We start from the raw sequence: 16,461 nt of genomic DNA on the forward strand, positions 1-16,461 counted from the left end.
CGCCTTCGCCGCGCTCGCGGTCAGCCGCGCACGGTTGCTCGCGCGTCGTGATGCACTTGTCCGGCTGCGGCGATCCGGCTAAGGAACTGCGCCTGACAGTGCCGATGCGAGGGGTTCATGAGCCTGACCGATCCGACCAGCTTGTCCGCAGCCGACCTCGCCGACCGCATCGCGATCCTGCGCGACAACATCCGCCAGATCACCGAGCAGGCCGCCTCGCAGTCCGGCGCGGCCGATGAGGAGCGCAATGCGGACCGCCTCGCGCAACAGAGCGAGGAGCTGGATGCGCTGCTCAAGGAGCAGGAGCGCCGGCTGAGCAAGTAGCTCGGCCGCCGCTGCCGCCGCGATCAATTCGCGCGTGTTGCACCGCCCTCCTTGTTGATCGCGCTGCCACCAGACGCTAGCCTTCCCGAAAACGAAGCGGGAGGTCTCCTGAAGTGATGCGTTTGCAGTTGACGATCGCGGCCGTGCTGACGGCCGCTGCCGTGGCTCCGGCCAGCGCCGAGCCGCGCCATGTGTATACCTCGATGGTGCTCGAGGCCTTTGCCACCAAGGTCGAATGTCCCGGGATCGACGTCGTCTATCAGGACCTCGTCAAGAAGGCGCAGGACATGCAGCTACCCGACGGCACCACCGAGAAGGTGCGTCAGGCAATCGCCTACATGCACACCGGCGGCAAGATGGGCCAGAAGCAGGATGACGATCTGATGGCCGAGGTGGCGGTCGCCACGCAGGCGATCGACATGGATCAGCGCCGCCTCGGGATGAGCAATTGGTGCGAGGAGCACAAGAAGACCCTGGCCGGCTTCATCCGCCCGAAGGGCTGAGCAGGCGCAAGCACGCGCCGGCCGGCAGCACGGCCGCGGCGCGTCGTTCATCCTGATGAGCCGTCGCGGCACGCTGCGCCGGCTTGAGGTGACCCTTCCCGCGCAGGCCAGGAACTCGAACCGGCCGCCGTCGCTTGGCACTGTCTCATTGCGGCCCCGGAGCAAACGCCATGCGCAACGAAACCGCCTTCCTGTTCGACCTCGACGGCACGCTGGTCGACAGCGTCTATCAGCATGTGCTGGCGTGGAAGACCGCGCTCGATGCCGAGAGCATCGAGCTGTCGGTCTGGCGCATCCATCGCAAGATCGGCATGAGCGGCGGCCTGTTCACGCATCAGCTGCTGCGCGAGACCGGCTTTGCGATGGAGCCGGACCGCATCGAGCGGCTCCGGCGCGCGCACGCCGCGGCCTATCAGGACCTCGGGCGGCAGGTCCGGCCCCTGCCCGGCGCCCGTGAGCTTCTGTCGTTCCTCAGCGACGCCGGCATTCCCTGGGCGATCGCGACATCAGGCCGGATGGAGACCGCGGCCGTCAATCTCGCCGCGCTCGGCGTCGATCCGAAGCAGAGCGCAGTCGTCACCCGCGACGAGGTCCGCTACGCCAAGCCCGATCCCGACCTGTTTCTCGCCGCCGCCGCGCGCCTGGACGCGCCGATCGAGCGTGCGGTGGTGGTCGGCGACAGCATCTGGGACATGCTGGCGGCGACGCGCTGCCGCGCGCTCGGCGTCGGCCTGCTCAGCGGCGGCTACGGCTCGGAGGAGCTGCGCCAGTCCGGCGCCATTCGCGTCTATGAGGATCCGGCCGATCTCCTCGACCATATCGACGAGGTCGGTGGCCGGCGCTGAATGAGCCGACGGCGATCACGTCTGCGGGCCCGACAGAGGGATGTCGCGCTCGGCCCGAAAGATGTTGGCATAGAGGTTCGCGATCCACTGCCGCCCGGTCGAGGTCATGTTGAGATAGCGGATCTCGGTCTGGATGTGCGGCGCAACGCTGTTCCAATAGAACTGCGGATAGCGGTGGACGATATCGGCAGGAGAATCGTAGCCGAGCTGCCGGTTGATGCCGACCTCCTCGAACTCGTGATACAGCGCGTTGGCCTTGCGGATGTAGTTGGGATCGCCGAGCTGGCCGATGAGATCGGCGGCGCGCACGATCGACTGCTCCTCGTCGAATTGCTGGCCGGCGAGCGGCGGAAAGCGGGTGCCCTCGATCGCGCGCGCAATGCGGTCCTTGTCGAGCGGCGCCATGCCCTCGATGCGGTTGATGACATACAGCTTCGAGCGGTCGACGTGATACGGCATCAGGCTGGCATCCGAGGAGCCGCGCGGCAGGCAAATCTTGCGGCCGCCGCGATCGATCACGAAGCCGTCGCTGTCGTCCTCCTTGAACAGTCCCCGGACGTAGCCGATGTCGTGCAGCAGACAGGCCATGATCACATGGACGTAGTCTTCCGCCGTCATGTGGCTATGCAGCGCCCGCCCGCGCAGGATCTCATGCCCGGCCAGCGTGACCAGCAACGTATGCTCGACATTGTGATACAGCGCATCGCTGTTGCCGATGCATTCGAGCGCGATGCGTGCCGCGGCCGGAAGCATCTCCGACAGCTGCGTGTGGGAGGATCCGAACCGCCGGCGCATATACGAGCTGAGAAACCGCTCCAACGCCGCTGCCGCGAGCTCCGGTAAGGTCATCATCGCTGCTGCCCCGCCTCAAGACAGCTCAAAAGCACAACGCCAAAAGAAAAAGCTCGGCAAAACACAAATCACCAAGACGCTTCGCGGTCACCAAGACACTTCATGATCACCCAAACATTTCGCGCGACGCCGCCCGGGAGGGCCGATCGGGGGAGACGGGCACGCTGTCCGGCGAACCACGTTGATCCGCGCGGCAGGTCGGCCGCCTTGGGCCGTCAGCATAGCGCAGGTTGCGCGGAGCGGCCACACCCGGATGGCGACGCCCGGGAAACTGCGGGCGGCGCGGTGGGCGGACGGAGCGTCAGCGCGTCATGAATGCTATCGTCCCCGCACGGGCAGCGGCGGACGCGGCGGCCGGGCCTCGCCGCGGGCCAACGGCCGGCGCGCATTCGGCTTGCGTGCAGATGCTGCCGGCGTGTCGACGGACTGCAAATAGCTGCTCAGCGCCGACGCGGAATCGGCGCTGCTCGTGTAGTGCTTCTGCAGGAACAGATAGAGCGTGAGCCGGAAGCGGCCCTTGGCGAGGCCGCGGGCGGAGCGGTGACACGTCGCACAGCTGTCGGCGAACAGCCGCGCACCGGATTTCCCCGCATCGAGATCTTCGGCCCTGGCGCTGCTGACAATGATGAGCAGCAGCGCCAGAGCCGGCAGAATCAGGAGCGGCAGCGCCAGGGAGCCCCGACGGGCAGCGGCCGATGCTCCCGCGCAGCGCTCAGGCGACATCGGCGCGCGGCGCCTCCTCGGCCGGAGTGCCGAGCGCATCGAGATCGATCAGCGCCGGATCATCCGGCGCCGGCTCGCTCTGCTGCGGCCCGCTGCCATGGACGTGCATCAGCGTCTGCACCCGTCGCGCATTGAGATAGTCGACGTGCTGATGGGCCAGCGCAAGCGGCAGCAGCGCCTTGGGCAGCGCGGTCATGGTGAAGGCGGCCACGCGCTTCACCTCCTCGCCCTCGCGCCACGTCAATGGGCTCAGCGTATAGATCATCTGGCGATCGGTCTCCGGTGCGGGCAGCTGCCTCACATCCGGCGGCGCCAGCAAGGCGACGTTGATGTTGCCCGCGCGCGTGCGCGTCGCGGCTGCGCGCAGCTCCCAGCAGATCAGCTCCGCGGCGGACAGCACCTCGCGCCTGATATCATCGACGTCGGCCGCGAAACGGCTGGCCTCGCTCAATGCCGCACGGCCGCGCGTGACGGCATCGACGAGCGCCGCGGCGCCGATCTCGAAGCGCGGCACCGCCTGCTCGATGGCGGAGGCCACCGCTTCGATCTCATTGGCCGCGCGGTCGCGGTCGCGCTGCGCCACGGCGTCGGCAAAGGCGCGCTCTGCGAGGATGATCTGCTCGTCGCATTCGGCAACGGAAGCGCGCAGCGCCTTGGCCTTCTGCTCCACCGCCTGCATCTTCGCTTCGGCGCGGTCGAGCTGGCCATTGGTGGCGCCGGCCTTGGCGAGCCGCTCGGCCGCGACGCGCTTCTCCTCCAGCGCAAGCTCGGCCACGCGCAAGCGTTCCGCGAGCTTCTGCCGCGCGGCCTGTTTGTCCTTCAGCGCGCGCTCGAAGATTTCGACCGGGCTCAGCTCGCGCTTGAAAAAGACCATGGCAATCATCCCTGGACGGCGGTCGCGCCGACGACGGTGGTCAACGGCGAATCCGCTGCCGAATCATTGCCTGAATCTTGCGGGCAAATTGGGTCGGAAACCAGGATGAGAATGCGGCCGCGCCCTCTTGACGGACCTGCATCCACTGCGCATGCCGCGTTGCAGAGTCGGGGCGCGCGGTGGTCATTCGAGCGCAGTTTCCGCAAAAAAGAAAGCTCGCATCAACTCTGATGCGGCCCGCGCATCATCTTCATCGCATCCGCGATGTGGCGCCATTCTCGCGCCTCTTCGGATTCGCCGTCACTCTCGCACGCCGAGGCCTTCTGTGAAGCCTGCGCGATGGCGGAAGCTCCGTGCATCTCGAGCATCTGCCGGGCGATCGCATGAATCTGGGTCTCGGACATCATGCGTGGTGCTCCCCTGATCGCACTTGACTGCGGCATTAACCACACGGCGCGTCACGAGTTCCAAAAACCGCACTCAGCGTGATGGCGGTCACGGCCGATGCGGTTCCAAAAGGCCACACTGCGCCCGTAATTTACCTTACGTGGTCAATCGCAATATCGCGGCGCGCGTTGCGCTGTTACTGATGGATGAGATTCGGGGTGGCTGAGGAGTGCGACATGACGCAGGTCTTCTTTCATTGCTCCAACGAGGATGAGATCCTGATCGACCGCCGCGGCACCGCGGTGCTCGATCTGGCGGAAGCCCGCGACCATGCGACGCGCGTGATGCACGAGCTGATCTCGGCTGAAAGCGAGGAGGACTGGCGCGACTGGGTCCTACACGTCGCTGACGATCTCGATGAGGAGATCTTCGCCATGCCGTTCTCGTCCGTTCTCGGCCAGATGCACTAGAGGCGAGGTCCGGATGTTCTCCGTTGGTACCCGTCGCCTGGCCGCATTGCGTGACCGCTGGAAAAGCTTCTTTGCGCTGGTCAGTGATCCCTATCGTCCCGAGCGCTACTACATGCGCGGCCCCGGTCCGAAGTGGCGGGCCAAATACGGCAAGCACACGGTGACGCAAAGCTGACGGCTACGGCCGATCAGCAACACGTGGCAACCCGGCGCATCGCGCAGCCCCTCGGCCGCATTCTTCTCGCCACATTTGTCCTTCATTTCGGCGGCGGTAAGACGAAGGGGACATCGCATGACCAGAATGCTGGCCACAACGGCGCTCGCACTCACACTCGCGACATCGGCCGCGATGACATCGGCGCGGGCCGACGAGCACCGCGGCGGTGATGCTGCGCTCGGCGCGCTGTCGGGAGCGGTCGTGTTCGGCCCGGTCGGCGCCGTCGCGGGCGCCGTGGTCGGCTACACCGCCGGTCCGTCGATCGCACGCTCCTGGGGCTTCCGTCGCTCCCGCACGGCGCGGTCGCAGCAGGTCCGCCGTCCGGTGCGCGACAGCCAAGCCTTGATGACCGACCCGCAACAGCCGCCGCAGGCCGCGGCGCCGCGCGCTCCTCAGGTACAGCCGAAGACCATCGCGGCAGCGCCTCCGCCGGTGCCGCAGGGACCGGTCGCACCGCCGGTGCAGACGCTCGAATAGGAACGCCGCTACGGGCTCAATAGCCGCGCGCACGGTCGACGACGTTCAACAGCGTCTCGCCGCGCAGCAGTCGTCTGGCGTTCTCAGCGACCTGCTGGGCGATCGTCTCCCAGGATGCAATCGCGGCCATATGCGGCGTCACCAGCACGCCGGGCTCGCGCCAGAGCGGATGATCCGCCGGCAGCGGCTCCTGCTCGAACACGTCGAGCACCGCGCCGCGCAGATGCCGGCTCCGTAGCAGCGCGACGAGATCATCCATCACGACGTGCTCGCCGCGACTGCACAGGATCAGCGCGGCTCCCTTGGGCAACCGGCTCAGCCGCGCCGCATTGAGCAGCCCCACCGTCGAAGGCGTCAACGGCAGCAGCGACACCAGGATATCCGTCTCGCTCACGAAGGTGTCGAGGGCGTCGGTGCCGCTGAACGTCCTGACACCGGCGAGCTGCTTCGGCGACCGCGACCAGGCGCTCACGCTGAAGCCGAGATCGACGAGACGCCGCGCGGCGTCGGTGCCGAGCTCGCCGAGGCCGAGAATGCCGACGCGGGCGTCCTTCGCCGCGCGCTGATCATAACGTTGCCAGCGGCCCTCACGCGCATTGCTGATGACGCGGTCGAAGTCGCGATGGATATACAAGGTGCTCCACAGCACGAACTCGGTCATGGCCGCGGTGATGCCGGGATCGACGATCCGGCACAGCGGCACATCGGGCACGGTGGGATCGGACAGGATGTTGTCGACGCCAGCCGCGATCGCATGAATGAGCTTCAGCTTCGGCATCGCTGCCAGCGCGCCGGGCTCCGGCTTCCAGCACACCGCAAGCTCGGCGTCACGGGCTGCGGCCTCCGGCCATGACGCGACGGTCACGCCCGGCAGCTCTCGCGCAAGCAGCGATGTCATGGGGTCCATCAGCCCGGGACGGCTGAGAAGCGCGACGCTGATCATGCTTTGCGCAGCCCGCACCATTGCGCGACGAACATCGCGATCGACAGCGTGGTCTTGCGCACGCTGTCGAGATCGACGCGCTCGTCGAACGCATGCGGCCCGATGCCATAGGGCCCGTAGCACAGCGCCGGGATGCCATAGTCGACGGAGTAATAACGAGTGTCGTTGACGGCAGTGGAGAGCCGCACGTCGAGCGGCTGCTCGAACACGCGGGCATGCACCTCGGCGAGCGCCGCCTCTGCCGCGCTGCCGGGCTCGCAGACCGCGGGATCGGCCTGGAAGCCGCTCCACACCAGCTCGACCGGATTCTCCGACAAGAAACTATCTGCGGCCTGCGCCTTGGCAAGGCACTGCTCGATGCCGGCCATCGCCTCCGCCGGCGTCTCGCCCGGCAGCACGCCGAGACGGCAATCGAGATCGCACCAGGCCGGCGTCGAGCTCGCCCAGTCACCGCCCTTGATGATGCCGACGTTGAACTTGATCGGATTCTTCACGCCCGAGAACCACGCATTCGAGGTGGCGCGCGCGTTGATCTCGCTGGTGTGCTCCTGGAACGCGCGGATCAGATGCATCGCCGACAGGATCGCATTGGTGCCGGTCTCCGCATAGGCGACATGCACCGGCGTGCCGCGCACGCGCAGACGGAACCAGATCGCGCCGACCTGGGCCCGCGTCAGCGTGTGCCCGGTCGGCTCGGGAATGAGGCAGGCATCCGCGGTGTAGCCGCGCATCAACGTGGAGAGCGCACCGTTGCCGGTGCTCTCCTCCTCGGTCACCGTCTCCAGGTGAACGCGTCCGTCCGGGACGAAGCCGGCGGCCTTGATGGCATCGAGCGCGAAGATCATCGCGGAGACGCCGGACTTCATGTCCTGCGCGCCGCGGCCGATCATCCAGCCGTCGCGCACGATCGCCTCATAAGGCGCATCGCTCCACAAATCGGTCGGCCCCTCCGGCACGACATCGATGTGCCCCTGCAGGATCAGGCTGCGCCCCTTGCCCTCGCCGTCCAGGGTGGCCACAACCTGCCTGGAGCCGTCGAGCGCGATATTGTCCATCGGCGCCGCTTTGGGATGCTTCATCAGGTCGACATCGGCGAGGCTGAAGCGGTCGACCTTGTAGCCGCGCGCCTCGAACTCACTCGCCAGCCACTCCTGCACCGGCGCTTCCTCGCCGCGCAGGCTGCGGAATTGCACGAGCTGCTGCAGGAAGGCGACCTGCTGCTCGAAGTTGGCATCCACAGCGGCGGCGAGCCGCTCCATCACATCGTTCGGCACAGCCGCCGCAGCTTCAGTCACGCAAAGCCTCCAGTCTTCCCATTCATCTCCGGCTGCCTCAGGCAGCCAGGCATTTCTCCAGGATCTCAAGCCCTTCGTCCACGATCGCGTCCGACGCCGTCAGCGGCACGAGAATGCGGATGGTGCTCGCAGTGACGCCGCAGGATAGCAGAATGAGACCGTTCTCGTGGGCCACCCGGGTCACACGCTTGGTCATCTCCGCATCCGGCTCATCGCTGCCGCGCTGCTTCAGGATATCGAATGCAACCATCGCGCCAGGACCGCGCGGCTCGGAAACCGGAACCAGATTGTTGGCGCGCGAGAAGCGCGTGATCGCGGCGCGCAACCGGTCGCCGATCGCATTGGCGCGATCGAGCAGCTTCTCCTGCTCGAACACGTCGAGCACCGCGAGCGCGGCCGCGCAAGCCAAGGGATTGCCGCCATAGGTGCCGCCGAGGCCGCCCGGCTCGGCCGCATCCATGATCGCGGCGCGGCCGATCACGCCCGACAGCGGCATGCCGCCGGCGAGGCTCTTGGCGACGCAGATCAGGTCCGGCTGAACGTCGTAATGCTCCATCGCGAACATCTTGCCGGTGCGGCCGAAGCCGGTCTGCACCTCGTCGGCGATCAGCACGATGCCGTTGGCGTCGCAGATCCGGCGCAGGCCGCGCATCAGCTCCGGCGGCGCGGGGTGAAAGCCGCCCTCGCCCTGCACCGGCTCGATGATGATGGCCGCGACCTGCGAGGCATCGATGTCGGCCTTGAAGATGAAGTTGATGTAGGACAGCGTGTCCTCGACCGAGACATTGCTGCCGGCGATCGGGAACGGCGCATGCCAGACGCCCGGAAGCGGCGGTCCGAACGGCTTCTTGTACGGCATCACCTTGCCGGTCATCGCGTTGGCAAGCGCGGTGCGGCCATGGAGCACCGGTAAAAGCGATGATGCCGCTGCGCCCCGTTGCCGCGCGCGCGATCTTGATGGCGTTCTCGGTCGCCTCGGCGCCGGTTGTCAGCAGGATCGACTTGGCGGGACCTGCGATCGGCGCCAGCGCATTCAGCCGCTCGCTCAGGCGAATGTAAGGCTCGTATTGCAGCACCTGGAAGCAGGTGTGGGTGAAGCGGTCGAGCTGAGCGCGGATCGCCGCCACGACATGCGGATGGCAATGGCCGGTGTTGAGCACGGCGATGCCGCCGGCGAAGTCGACATAGCGCTTGCCCTCGACATCCCAGACTTCGCTGTTGAGGGCACGGTCGGCAAACAGCGGCGTCGCATAGCTCACGCCCCTGACGACGGCTTCATGCCGACGTGCCAGCAGTTCTTGGTTCGCAGCCATGAGGCTCGACTCCTTGCGGGAAATGATCGAGACGCAGGCTACGAGCGTCGTTATTGCGATCAATCAGCTTGTTCCCGCCGACAGGTGACTCCAATGCACCAGAGCGAAGGACGGCCGCTGTGCGCAGCTCAGATGGCCAGCACCTTCTTCAGCCACCCGCGCAACGCGACGATCGCCGGCTCGTCCCAGCGCTCCCGGAGCGCGACGAGCTGATAGGCCCCCATGTAAATCGTGGAGGGGATCACCTCGGCCAGCGCGCCGCTGCGGATGTCGTCCGCGACCAGCACCTCATTGGCCAGCGCCACGCCCTGCCCGATCCGTGCCGCCTCGATCGCGAGATGCGCGTGCCATAGCCGCTGGCCGCGCAAGGTCACGTGCTCCGGATAGCCAGCGAGTTCGAACCATTGCTCCCACTGCGCGGTCGACTCCTCATGGATCAGCGACGCCTTGGCGAGACCGGGCAGCGTGGCGATGGCCGGAAAGCGCGCCAGATAGGCTGGGCTCGCCACCGGGAAGACGCGCGGGCGCACCAGCGCCTCGGCGGTCAGCGGACCGCGGACGTCGATCGCCTCGGCGTAGACGATCTCGGCATCGGCCTCGCCACGCGTGAGGTCGGGATGCGCCAGGGTCGGCTGCAGGTTGATGTCCCAGTTGCGCGGCGGCCCGGTCAGCTCGGGCAGCCGCGCCAGCAGGCGCCGGTTGGCAAGGCCGGGAATGCACCAGATGTTCAACGTCGGCCGCGCCACCGGCCGCACCTGCGTGGTGGCGCGGGCGATGATGTCGAAGGCCTGGGTGACCTCGGCGTGGAATTGGCGCCCGGCCTCCGTGAGCGCGAGGCCGCGCCCCTCGGCGCGGACCAGCGCGACGCCGAGGCTGCGCTGCAGGTTCTGCAAATGGCGGGAGACGACGGTGTGGCTGACGGCGAGCTCGTCGCCGGCGGCACGCACGCTGCCCTTGCGGCCGACGGCCTCGAAGGCGCGCAGCGCGATGAGAGAGGGCAATCGGGGTCGCGTCATGCTCGCACAGTTGTCCGCCTGCGCGCTTCCCCGCCCCCGTCCGCTGTTGCAGCGAACCGCCACGATCCGTCGTTCACGCGGCCGATGATCGGAGCGCCGGCCACCCTGGCGACGTCGTTGGCCGAACACGGCGCTTCCACCAGGAAGGGCCGCATGAGGCCCATGAGGGCGCATATGCGCGTCGGATCGCTCTTAGCGTCCGCCGCCGCGCGACGCCAGCCCAGATGCCGCCACAGTCGCGCGCCCGGTCGCCGTGCTCGGCGTCACCGTTAATCCGCCCCACGCGCAGGCAAATGATCCTTAAGGACCGCGTTGATGCCTGAACGATTTGCCTCAAAGTTTCCACAATTCGACTCTGAATCGGCGGTGCTTCGAGCAGGAGAACCCCACATGCGGATCACCCCCGTGATCTTCGTCGGTTCGCTGGCTGCCCTTGTCGCAACGGCAGCTCCCGCACTGGCGAAGAATTCCCAGACACCCCGATCTGACGAGCAGGCCACCGCCTCCTCACCCTGTCGCGCCTATCAGCAGGCCGCCGATGGCAGCTGGAAGGAGCTACCCTGCCAGGGTCAGGGCCAGGCTGCGGCCGCGCCACGCCGGCAGCAATCGGTGACCACCACGCCGAGCAGCGCAACGCGCTAGCCGGCTGACGGACGATGCCGGAGCGCCTGGTGCGCTCCGGCTGTCCTTTGCGAACCTCTGCGCTCAGTAAGGCGGCGCCTTGCGCGCCCGCTGCTCCCTGCCCGCCTCGACCCACCACAACAGATCATCGGCGAAGCGCGGAAACGCGTGCGCGAGCGCCTTGCCCGCCTCGCCCGTCGGCTTGCCGTCAGCCGACAATGCCTGCCCGATCGGGCCCACCGCGAGCGTGCTCGACACCACGACCATGCCCATCTCCGACAGCGTGCCGTGCCATGTGGTCGCGGCGCGCGCCCCCGACAGCCGGCCGGCCGAGTAGCTCGCGATCGCCGCCGGACGCCAGAACCATTCCTCTAGGAAGTGGTCGGTGAGGTTCTTCAGCCCGGGCTGCATGCCCCAATTATATTCGCCGGTGACGAACACGAAGCCATCAGCCGCGCGGATCTTGGCCGCAAGCTCGGCCATGGCGGCCGGCGCCTCGCCGGGCTTGTACTCCTTGAACATGCGGTCGAGCATGGGCAGACCGACCGCCTTGGCGTCGATCAGCTCGACGTCCTGGCCTTTGCCGCGCAGGCCGTCGACGACGAATTGCGCCAGCCGGATGCCCATCCGGTCGACACGATAGGAGCCATAGAAGACGAGGATGCGATTGCTCATGGCGGGTCAACTCCTGGCCGGACGATCCGTGCCAGTCTACCACGTCGCACTGCAATCCGAGTGATGGTGGGGGACGCCGCGGATCGGAGGGACCAGCGGCGTGTCGTCGTTCAAAGCAACGCAGGTGAGCTCAGCGCGTCACCGTCGCCGAGGCGGAGCGCTCGCTCGGCCGGCCGAACACGCTGCGGCAGCCGTCGCTGAGGCTGGCGCGCTGCTTCATCATGCAGGCGATGATGCGGTCGCGATCGGGAATTTCCGACGAGCACAGCCGAAACACGTCGCCGGTGCACAGCCGCCGCTGGTCGTCCTCCGTGAAGGCATGGCCCGCGCGCGGGCTGGCGATCATCGCCAGCGCAAGCCCGGCCATCGCCACATTCAAGTTCCGCATCCTGAACAGATGAGTTCGCATCAAGGTCCCCAATTCGCCCGCTGTTTGCCCGGTTCACCCGCTGCCTTCGCTGACCCCGCGAAGCAGTTGCCGCCGCAGAATCAAATGATGACACAGGGACGCGCGCCTTCAACAAGCGCTCTTGCTCCTGCACCACTATTTTGCCGGCTGTTGCATCTTCGACTCCTTTTCATCGCCGGAACCTGGGAGACGCCGCCAAATTGTCATTAGGCGAACGCAATCCGGCCCAGCGGCGCTCACACTCTCCCGGCGTAGTGACGACGAACCGATGGTGCTTCGGGCCATCGTCCCCAGAGTCGATGGTTGGGAGTGTCGAGGTCATGGCGTACACGATGATCGCCGAGCGGGAGCAGCAGAAGATCCGCAAGCAGCGCGAAAGCGCGCTGATCGTGATCGCCAATGCGCAGGTGATGGAGGCCGAGGGCTGGACCGTCGTGATCACCGACGAGGACGGCAAGACGCTGCCGCTCGCCGAGTTCGAAGCCACGCTCTCGCAGAAATTCGCGTCCTGGTACAAGGCGAAGTCGCGGCCGGTGGTGCCGACCACCATCCCCGGGCCGAACCTGTTCTCGGAGCCGGCCAATGACGACGCCGCGCCGGAAGCCGTTGTCGCGGCCGAGCTCGCAGCCGAAGCGGTCGAGACCGAAGCCGTCGCTGAAGTGAAGGAGATCGCCGAGGACGATTTCGAAACCGCCGAGGCCGCCAATGCGGTGCCCGCCGAGAAGACCGAGCGCGAGGAGATCGCGCTCGTTGCCGAAGAGATGGCCGACTAGCGGCTGCTGCGGCCGCGCCGCAGCATGTTGAGGCGCTATTCCCCGCCTTCGTAGAACAGCTCGAGCGGCAGCCCGACCTGGGCCTTGCCGATCCATTCCCGGGCGATGATGTTGGACGGCCCCATCGCGATCGCGGCACGGGCATCGCGAAAGGCGCGCTCGATCGGGCCGCGGTGGTAACCGTAGCCGCCCGTCACCGTCAGCGCCGTCGACGCCACCTTGTTGGCGACCTCCGCCGCATGCACCTTGAACTCGGTCAGCGGGATCAGGATCTCGCTCTGCGGCTTGCCGGCGCGCCAGAGCTCATCGAGCTTGTGCGCGAGCTCGATCCGCCACGGACGCAGGCTCTCGACCAGCACCTTGGCGGCCCCGAGCTCCTGCCGGATCGCCTGGTAGTCGGACAGGCTCTTGTTGCGGTCCTTGTGCACGAAGCCGGTGGTATGCGCGACCGCCGCATTCAGCACGCCGCGCGCCAGCCCCTCCCAGACCGCGCCGAGCCCGATCAGATAGACCGGCGAGACGCCGTCATAGATGATCTCCTTGCCCTGCCCCTCGGCGCCCAACCGGTCGCGCTTGGGGACGTGCACGTTCTTGTAGCTGATGCCGCCGGAATGGTTGGCGCGCACGCCGAGCGCCTCCCAGGGCCTGGACTCGATGCCCTCGGCCTTCCCGTCGACGATGAAGAAGATGATGTCGGCCTGGTCCTTGGCGCCGGGGGAGCGGGTCTGCGCGACATAGAAATCGGCCTGGCCCGAGCTGGTCGTGAACGACTTGTCGGCGTTGAGGCGATAATCCTCGCCGTCGCGCGCGGCCTCCGACAGATTGTACCACCAGTGCCCGCCGGTGGCGCGCTCGCTGGTCGAGTAGGTCCCGAGCAGCCGTCCCTGGTCGGCCTTCAGCCAGCGCTCCTTCTGGTCGTCGGTGCCGAACAGGTTGATGGTCTGGGCGGCGCCGACATGCATGACATAGACGAGCCCGGTCGAGGCATCGGCCTGGCCGATGCGGTAGGCGGCCTCGGCAAAGTCGACATGGCCGAGCCCGAGCCCGCCGAAGCGCGGCTCATTGAGCACGCCGGTCCAGCCGGCCTCGGCCAGCGCCAGCAGGTTCTCGCGCGGAAAGCGGCCCTCGCGGTCGTTGCGGTCGGCGTTGGCCTTGATGACGTCAGCGACGATGGCGTCGAGCTGCGGATACGGGCTGTCGTCGATCTTGCGTGCGGCAGTGCTGGTCGCCATGAACAGTCTCCTCTTGCTGTGATGAAGTCAGGCCACGGCCTGGGTGGTCTCGGACGGCGCGGTGGCGCCGCCGAGATAGAGATGCTTGATGTCCGGCCGCTGCCTGAGCTCGCGCGCGGGGCCCGCGAGCACGCTGCGGCCGCCTTCGAGCACGATGGCGTGGTCGGCGAAGCGCAGCGCCACGGTGGAGTTCTGCTCGGCCACCAGGATCGACAGCCCCTCCTCCGCATTCAGCGTCTTGAGCGCGCGGAAAATGCCTTCGACCACCAGCGGCGCCAGCCCCATCGACGGCTCGTCGAGCACCAGCAGCCGCGGCCGCGACATCAGCGCGCGGCCGATCGCCGTCATCTGCTGCTCGCCGCCGGAGGTCAGCCCCGCCACCGAGCGGCGATGCCGCGTGAGCTGCGGAAACAGCGCGTAGACACGCTCGAGATCGGCACTGATCTCACCGCGCCTCGCATCGCGGCCGATCGCGCCGGTGATCAGATTCTCCTCGACGCTCAGCGAGGCGAAGCAGTGCCGGCCTTCGAGCACCGGCACGAGCCCGGCGCGCACGAGCTGCGCCGCCGAGGACGCTGACACGTCGCGTCCGTCATAGACGATGCGGCCGCCCGTGATCTGGCCGCGCCGCGCCGGCAGCAGCGCCGAGACCGCCTGCAAGGTCGTCGACTTGCCCGCGCCATTGGCGCCAAGCACTGCGACGATCTCGCCCGCGTGGACCGCAAACGAGACATCGCTGACCGCGCCGATCGCCTGATCATAGGTCGCCGCGAGATGCTCGACCGACAGCAGCACATCGCTCATCACGCAAACTCCTTCATTGCGCAGAGCGTCGCCGACACTTCTCTGCGGCCGTCCTTCGAGACGCACGCCTGCGGCGTGCTCCTCAGGACGAGGTCCGAGGTCTTGGGGAAATTTGAACCCTCTCCACGAGCACATTGTTCATGGTCAGTTTTTCGGGACAGTCCGGCTCGACGCTCGCTGCGAGCCTCTCCCCGCGTGCGGGGAGAGGCCGGACTGCATCGCAGATGCAATCCGGGTGAGGGGGGCTCTCGGCGCGGTCGGTGGGTGTGGCTGCCCCTCACCCCTACCCTCTCCCCGTGAAGAACGGGGAGAGGGAGCGCACCGACATCGCCGCGCCGACAGTGCGCGAGGATCGCTCCCGCGCATCGCCGACGTCACTGCCCGACCGGGTCGTCACCGGAGGTGCGGATCTTGATGCCGCGCTCCTGCGCATAGGCGGTCGAGGACTTCTCGATGATCGGCCGCAATGCCGCCCAGTCCGGCGAGATCCAGTCGGAGACGACCTTCCACTTGGCGCCGTCCCATTGCTGGAAGGTCACGCGGCCATTGCCCTCGTGATTGTCCCAGGTGACGTTGATCGAGTGGAACAGGCCCTTGGCGCCGAGCGCCTCGACCCGCGCCGGATCGAGCTGCAGATGCTCGAAACCCCAGCGCACCTCGTCGCCGGTCAGGGTCCGCTTGCCGAACTTCTCCTGCGCGATCCTGACCGCCTCGACATTGAGGATGCCGTTCACGATGCCGAGATTGTGGTAGACGCTGCCGATGCGCTTCTTGTCGTCGAGATTGCCCTTGCCGGCGCCATAGACGGTCTTGATCACCTCCTGCAGCACAGGGTACTCCGCACCCGACGCCTGCGTGGTGATCGCGACATAGCCCTTGGCGGCATCGCCCGCCGGGATCACGTCCTCTTCCGAGTTGGACCAGACGTTGCCGATGATGTGGTCGACCGGAAAGCCGGTCTTCTGCGCCGTCTTCAGCGCCACCGGGTTCATCACGCCCCAGCCGCGCAGCACGACATAGTCGGCCTTGGCGCGGCGGATCGACAGCCATTGCGACTGCTGCTCATTGCCGGGATGCGGCACCTCGATCTGCTCGAGCTCGAAGCCGTATTTGTCGGACAACAGCTTGTAGATCGGGATCGTCTCCTTGCCATAGGGCGAGCCGTGATACAGCACGACGATCTTCTTGCCCTTCAGCTTCTCCGCCCCGCCTTCGCGCGACGCGATGTAGTTCACGATACCGGACGTCTCGCTGTAGGGATTGAGCAGCAGCGGAAAGACGTAAGGGAACACCCGGCCGTCGGTCGAATCGGTGCGGCCATGATTGATGGTGATCAGCGGCACCTTGTCCTTGCTGATGCGGTCGATCATCGCATAAGCGATGCCCACCGACAGCGGATTCCAGGCCGCGACACCCGGCCGGCTCTTCAGCCGCTCATAGACCTCGACGCCGCGCTCGACCTCGTATTGGGTCTCGCCCTCGTCCCAGGTCAGCTTGACGCCATTGACGCCGCCGTCGCGGATGTTGATCAGATTGAGATAGTCGATGAAGCCGCCGAAGAAGCCGGTGCCGCCGGCCGCATAAGGGCCCACCCGATAGCTCTGCAGCGGGAAGAACTGCTCGTCGGCTTTCGCCGGCAGAGCCGTGAGCAGCCCGAGGGCGAGCGCCGCCCCTAAAGCCAGCTTTGCTTGTCTGAACGTCGTCATGA

20 protein-coding genes and 1 pseudogene are annotated in these 16,461 nt (G+C 67.0%); 8 read left to right on the plus strand and 13 right to left on the minus strand.

The window, feature by feature from the left end; genetic code table 11:
* Positions 1–117 precede the first annotated feature (117 nt).
* The 3 genes from ACVILH_RS26080 (at position 118) to ACVILH_RS26090 (ending at position 1,672) form a co-directional block, all read left to right on the plus strand.
* Entirely contained in the window at positions 118–324 is a 207-nt protein-coding gene (locus tag ACVILH_RS26080) for a hypothetical protein (RefSeq protein WP_006611747.1), read from the plus strand.
* Positions 325–440: 116 nt separating this feature from the next.
* Entirely contained in the window at positions 441–827 is a 387-nt protein-coding gene (locus ACVILH_RS26085) for a hypothetical protein (RefSeq protein WP_456715448.1), read from the plus strand.
* A 170-nt stretch (positions 828–997) separates the two neighbouring features.
* The gene (locus ACVILH_RS26090; RefSeq protein WP_456715449.1) at positions 998–1,672 is read left to right on the plus strand and encodes an HAD family hydrolase; all 675 of its coding nucleotides are present in this window, start codon (positions 998–1,000) and stop codon (positions 1,670–1,672) included.
* Between the two features lie 15 nt (positions 1,673–1,687).
* On the opposite strand, the gene ACVILH_RS26095 is transcribed toward ACVILH_RS26090, so the two are convergent.
* The 4 genes from ACVILH_RS26095 to ACVILH_RS26110 all read right to left on the minus strand — a co-directional run bounded on the left by ACVILH_RS26095 (position 1,688) and on the right by ACVILH_RS26110 (position 4,525).
* Positions 1,688–2,524 carry an HD domain-containing protein gene (locus ACVILH_RS26095; RefSeq protein WP_456715450.1) on the minus strand — a complete coding sequence of 279 codons (837 nt, stop codon included), beginning with the start codon at positions 2,522–2,524 and terminating at the stop codon, positions 1,688–1,690.
* 318 nt (positions 2,525–2,842) lie between these two features.
* On the minus strand, positions 2,843–3,247 hold the full coding sequence (locus ACVILH_RS26100) for a cytochrome C (protein ID WP_456715451.1): 405 nt from the start codon (positions 3,245–3,247) through the stop codon (positions 2,843–2,845).
* Positions 3,237–4,121 (minus strand): hypothetical protein, encoded by an 885-nt coding sequence (locus ACVILH_RS26105; protein ID WP_456715452.1) that lies wholly within the window; start codon positions 4,119–4,121, stop codon positions 3,237–3,239. The genes ACVILH_RS26100 and ACVILH_RS26105 overlap by 11 nt, the downstream gene beginning before the upstream one ends.
* 221 nt (positions 4,122–4,342) lie before the next feature.
* Positions 4,343–4,525, minus strand: coding sequence for a hypothetical protein (locus tag ACVILH_RS26110; protein WP_456717079.1), 183 nt, complete (start codon positions 4,523–4,525; stop codon positions 4,343–4,345).
* A gap of 219 nt (positions 4,526–4,744) precedes the next feature.
* Between ACVILH_RS26110 and ACVILH_RS26115 the strand changes: the two genes are divergently transcribed.
* From ACVILH_RS26115 to ACVILH_RS26125, 3 genes are all read left to right on the plus strand, one after another.
* Entirely contained in the window at positions 4,745–4,978 is a 234-nt protein-coding gene (locus tag ACVILH_RS26115; RefSeq protein WP_456715453.1) for a DUF6894 family protein, read from the plus strand.
* Between the two features lie 13 nt (positions 4,979–4,991).
* Positions 4,992–5,153, plus strand: a complete 162-nt coding sequence (locus ACVILH_RS26120; protein WP_456715454.1) for a hypothetical protein — start codon at positions 4,992–4,994, stop codon at positions 5,151–5,153.
* 117 nt (positions 5,154–5,270) lie between these two features.
* Positions 5,271–5,672, plus strand: a complete 402-nt coding sequence (locus tag ACVILH_RS26125; protein ID WP_456715455.1) for a hypothetical protein — start codon at positions 5,271–5,273, stop codon at positions 5,670–5,672.
* 16 nt (positions 5,673–5,688) lie between these two features.
* Here the strand turns inward: ACVILH_RS26125 and ACVILH_RS26130 are convergent, their stop codons facing one another.
* The 4 genes and pseudogenes from ACVILH_RS26130 to ACVILH_RS26145 form a co-directional block, all read right to left on the minus strand.
* Complete coding sequence (locus tag ACVILH_RS26130; RefSeq protein WP_456715456.1) at positions 5,689–6,615, minus strand: 2-hydroxyacid dehydrogenase; 927 nt, start codon at positions 6,613–6,615, stop codon at positions 5,689–5,691.
* Positions 6,612–7,910 carry an ArgE/DapE family deacylase gene (locus ACVILH_RS26135; RefSeq protein ID WP_456715457.1) on the minus strand — a complete coding sequence of 433 codons (1,299 nt, stop codon included), beginning with the start codon at positions 7,908–7,910 and terminating at the stop codon, positions 6,612–6,614. Before ACVILH_RS26135 ends, ACVILH_RS26130 begins: the two co-directional genes overlap by 4 nt.
* Positions 7,911–7,947: 37 nt before the next feature.
* Positions 7,948–9,223: pseudogene (gene gabT / locus ACVILH_RS26140) on the minus strand (4-aminobutyrate--2-oxoglutarate transaminase).
* Between the two features lie 128 nt (positions 9,224–9,351).
* Positions 9,352–10,239, minus strand: a complete 888-nt coding sequence (locus ACVILH_RS26145; protein ID WP_456715458.1) for a LysR substrate-binding domain-containing protein — start codon at positions 10,237–10,239, stop codon at positions 9,352–9,354.
* A gap of 390 nt (positions 10,240–10,629) precedes the next feature.
* Here ACVILH_RS26145 and ACVILH_RS26150 point away from each other — a divergent pair, with 390 nt between their 5' ends.
* A complete protein-coding gene (locus ACVILH_RS26150; RefSeq protein WP_456715459.1) occupies positions 10,630–10,881 on the plus strand; it encodes a hypothetical protein in 252 nt (83 codons plus the stop codon).
* A 63-nt stretch (positions 10,882–10,944) separates the two neighbouring features.
* On the opposite strand, the gene ACVILH_RS26155 is transcribed toward ACVILH_RS26150, so the two are convergent.
* Together ACVILH_RS26155 and ACVILH_RS26160 are read right to left on the minus strand one after the other, a co-directional pair.
* Positions 10,945–11,535, minus strand: coding sequence for an NADPH-dependent FMN reductase (locus tag ACVILH_RS26155; protein WP_456715460.1), 591 nt, complete (start codon positions 11,533–11,535; stop codon positions 10,945–10,947).
* Between the two features lie 130 nt (positions 11,536–11,665).
* Entirely contained in the window at positions 11,666–11,923 is a 258-nt protein-coding gene (locus ACVILH_RS26160) for a hypothetical protein (protein WP_456715461.1), read from the minus strand.
* Between the two features lie 341 nt (positions 11,924–12,264).
* Here ACVILH_RS26160 and ACVILH_RS26165 point away from each other — a divergent pair, with 341 nt between their 5' ends.
* Positions 12,265–12,717, plus strand: a complete 453-nt coding sequence (locus ACVILH_RS26165; RefSeq protein WP_456715462.1) for a hypothetical protein — start codon at positions 12,265–12,267, stop codon at positions 12,715–12,717.
* A gap of 35 nt (positions 12,718–12,752) precedes the next feature.
* Here ACVILH_RS26165 and ACVILH_RS26170 read toward each other — a convergent pair whose 3' ends face one another.
* The 3 genes from ACVILH_RS26170 to ACVILH_RS26180 all read right to left on the minus strand — a co-directional run bounded on the left by ACVILH_RS26170 (position 12,753) and on the right by ACVILH_RS26180 (position 16,459).
* On the minus strand, positions 12,753–13,949 hold the full coding sequence (locus ACVILH_RS26170; protein ID WP_456715463.1) for an acyl-CoA dehydrogenase family protein: 1,197 nt from the start codon (positions 13,947–13,949) through the stop codon (positions 12,753–12,755).
* 27 nt (positions 13,950–13,976) lie between these two features.
* Positions 13,977–14,753 (minus strand): ABC transporter ATP-binding protein, encoded by a 777-nt coding sequence (locus ACVILH_RS26175; protein ID WP_456715464.1) that lies wholly within the window; start codon positions 14,751–14,753, stop codon positions 13,977–13,979.
* A gap of 374 nt (positions 14,754–15,127) precedes the next feature.
* On the minus strand, positions 15,128–16,459 hold the full coding sequence (locus ACVILH_RS26180) for an ABC transporter substrate-binding protein (protein ID WP_456715465.1): 1,332 nt from the start codon (positions 16,457–16,459) through the stop codon (positions 15,128–15,130).
* Between the last annotated feature and the right edge of the window lie 2 nt (positions 16,460–16,461).

It is taken from the genome of Bradyrhizobium sp. USDA 4353 (assembly GCF_054063215.1).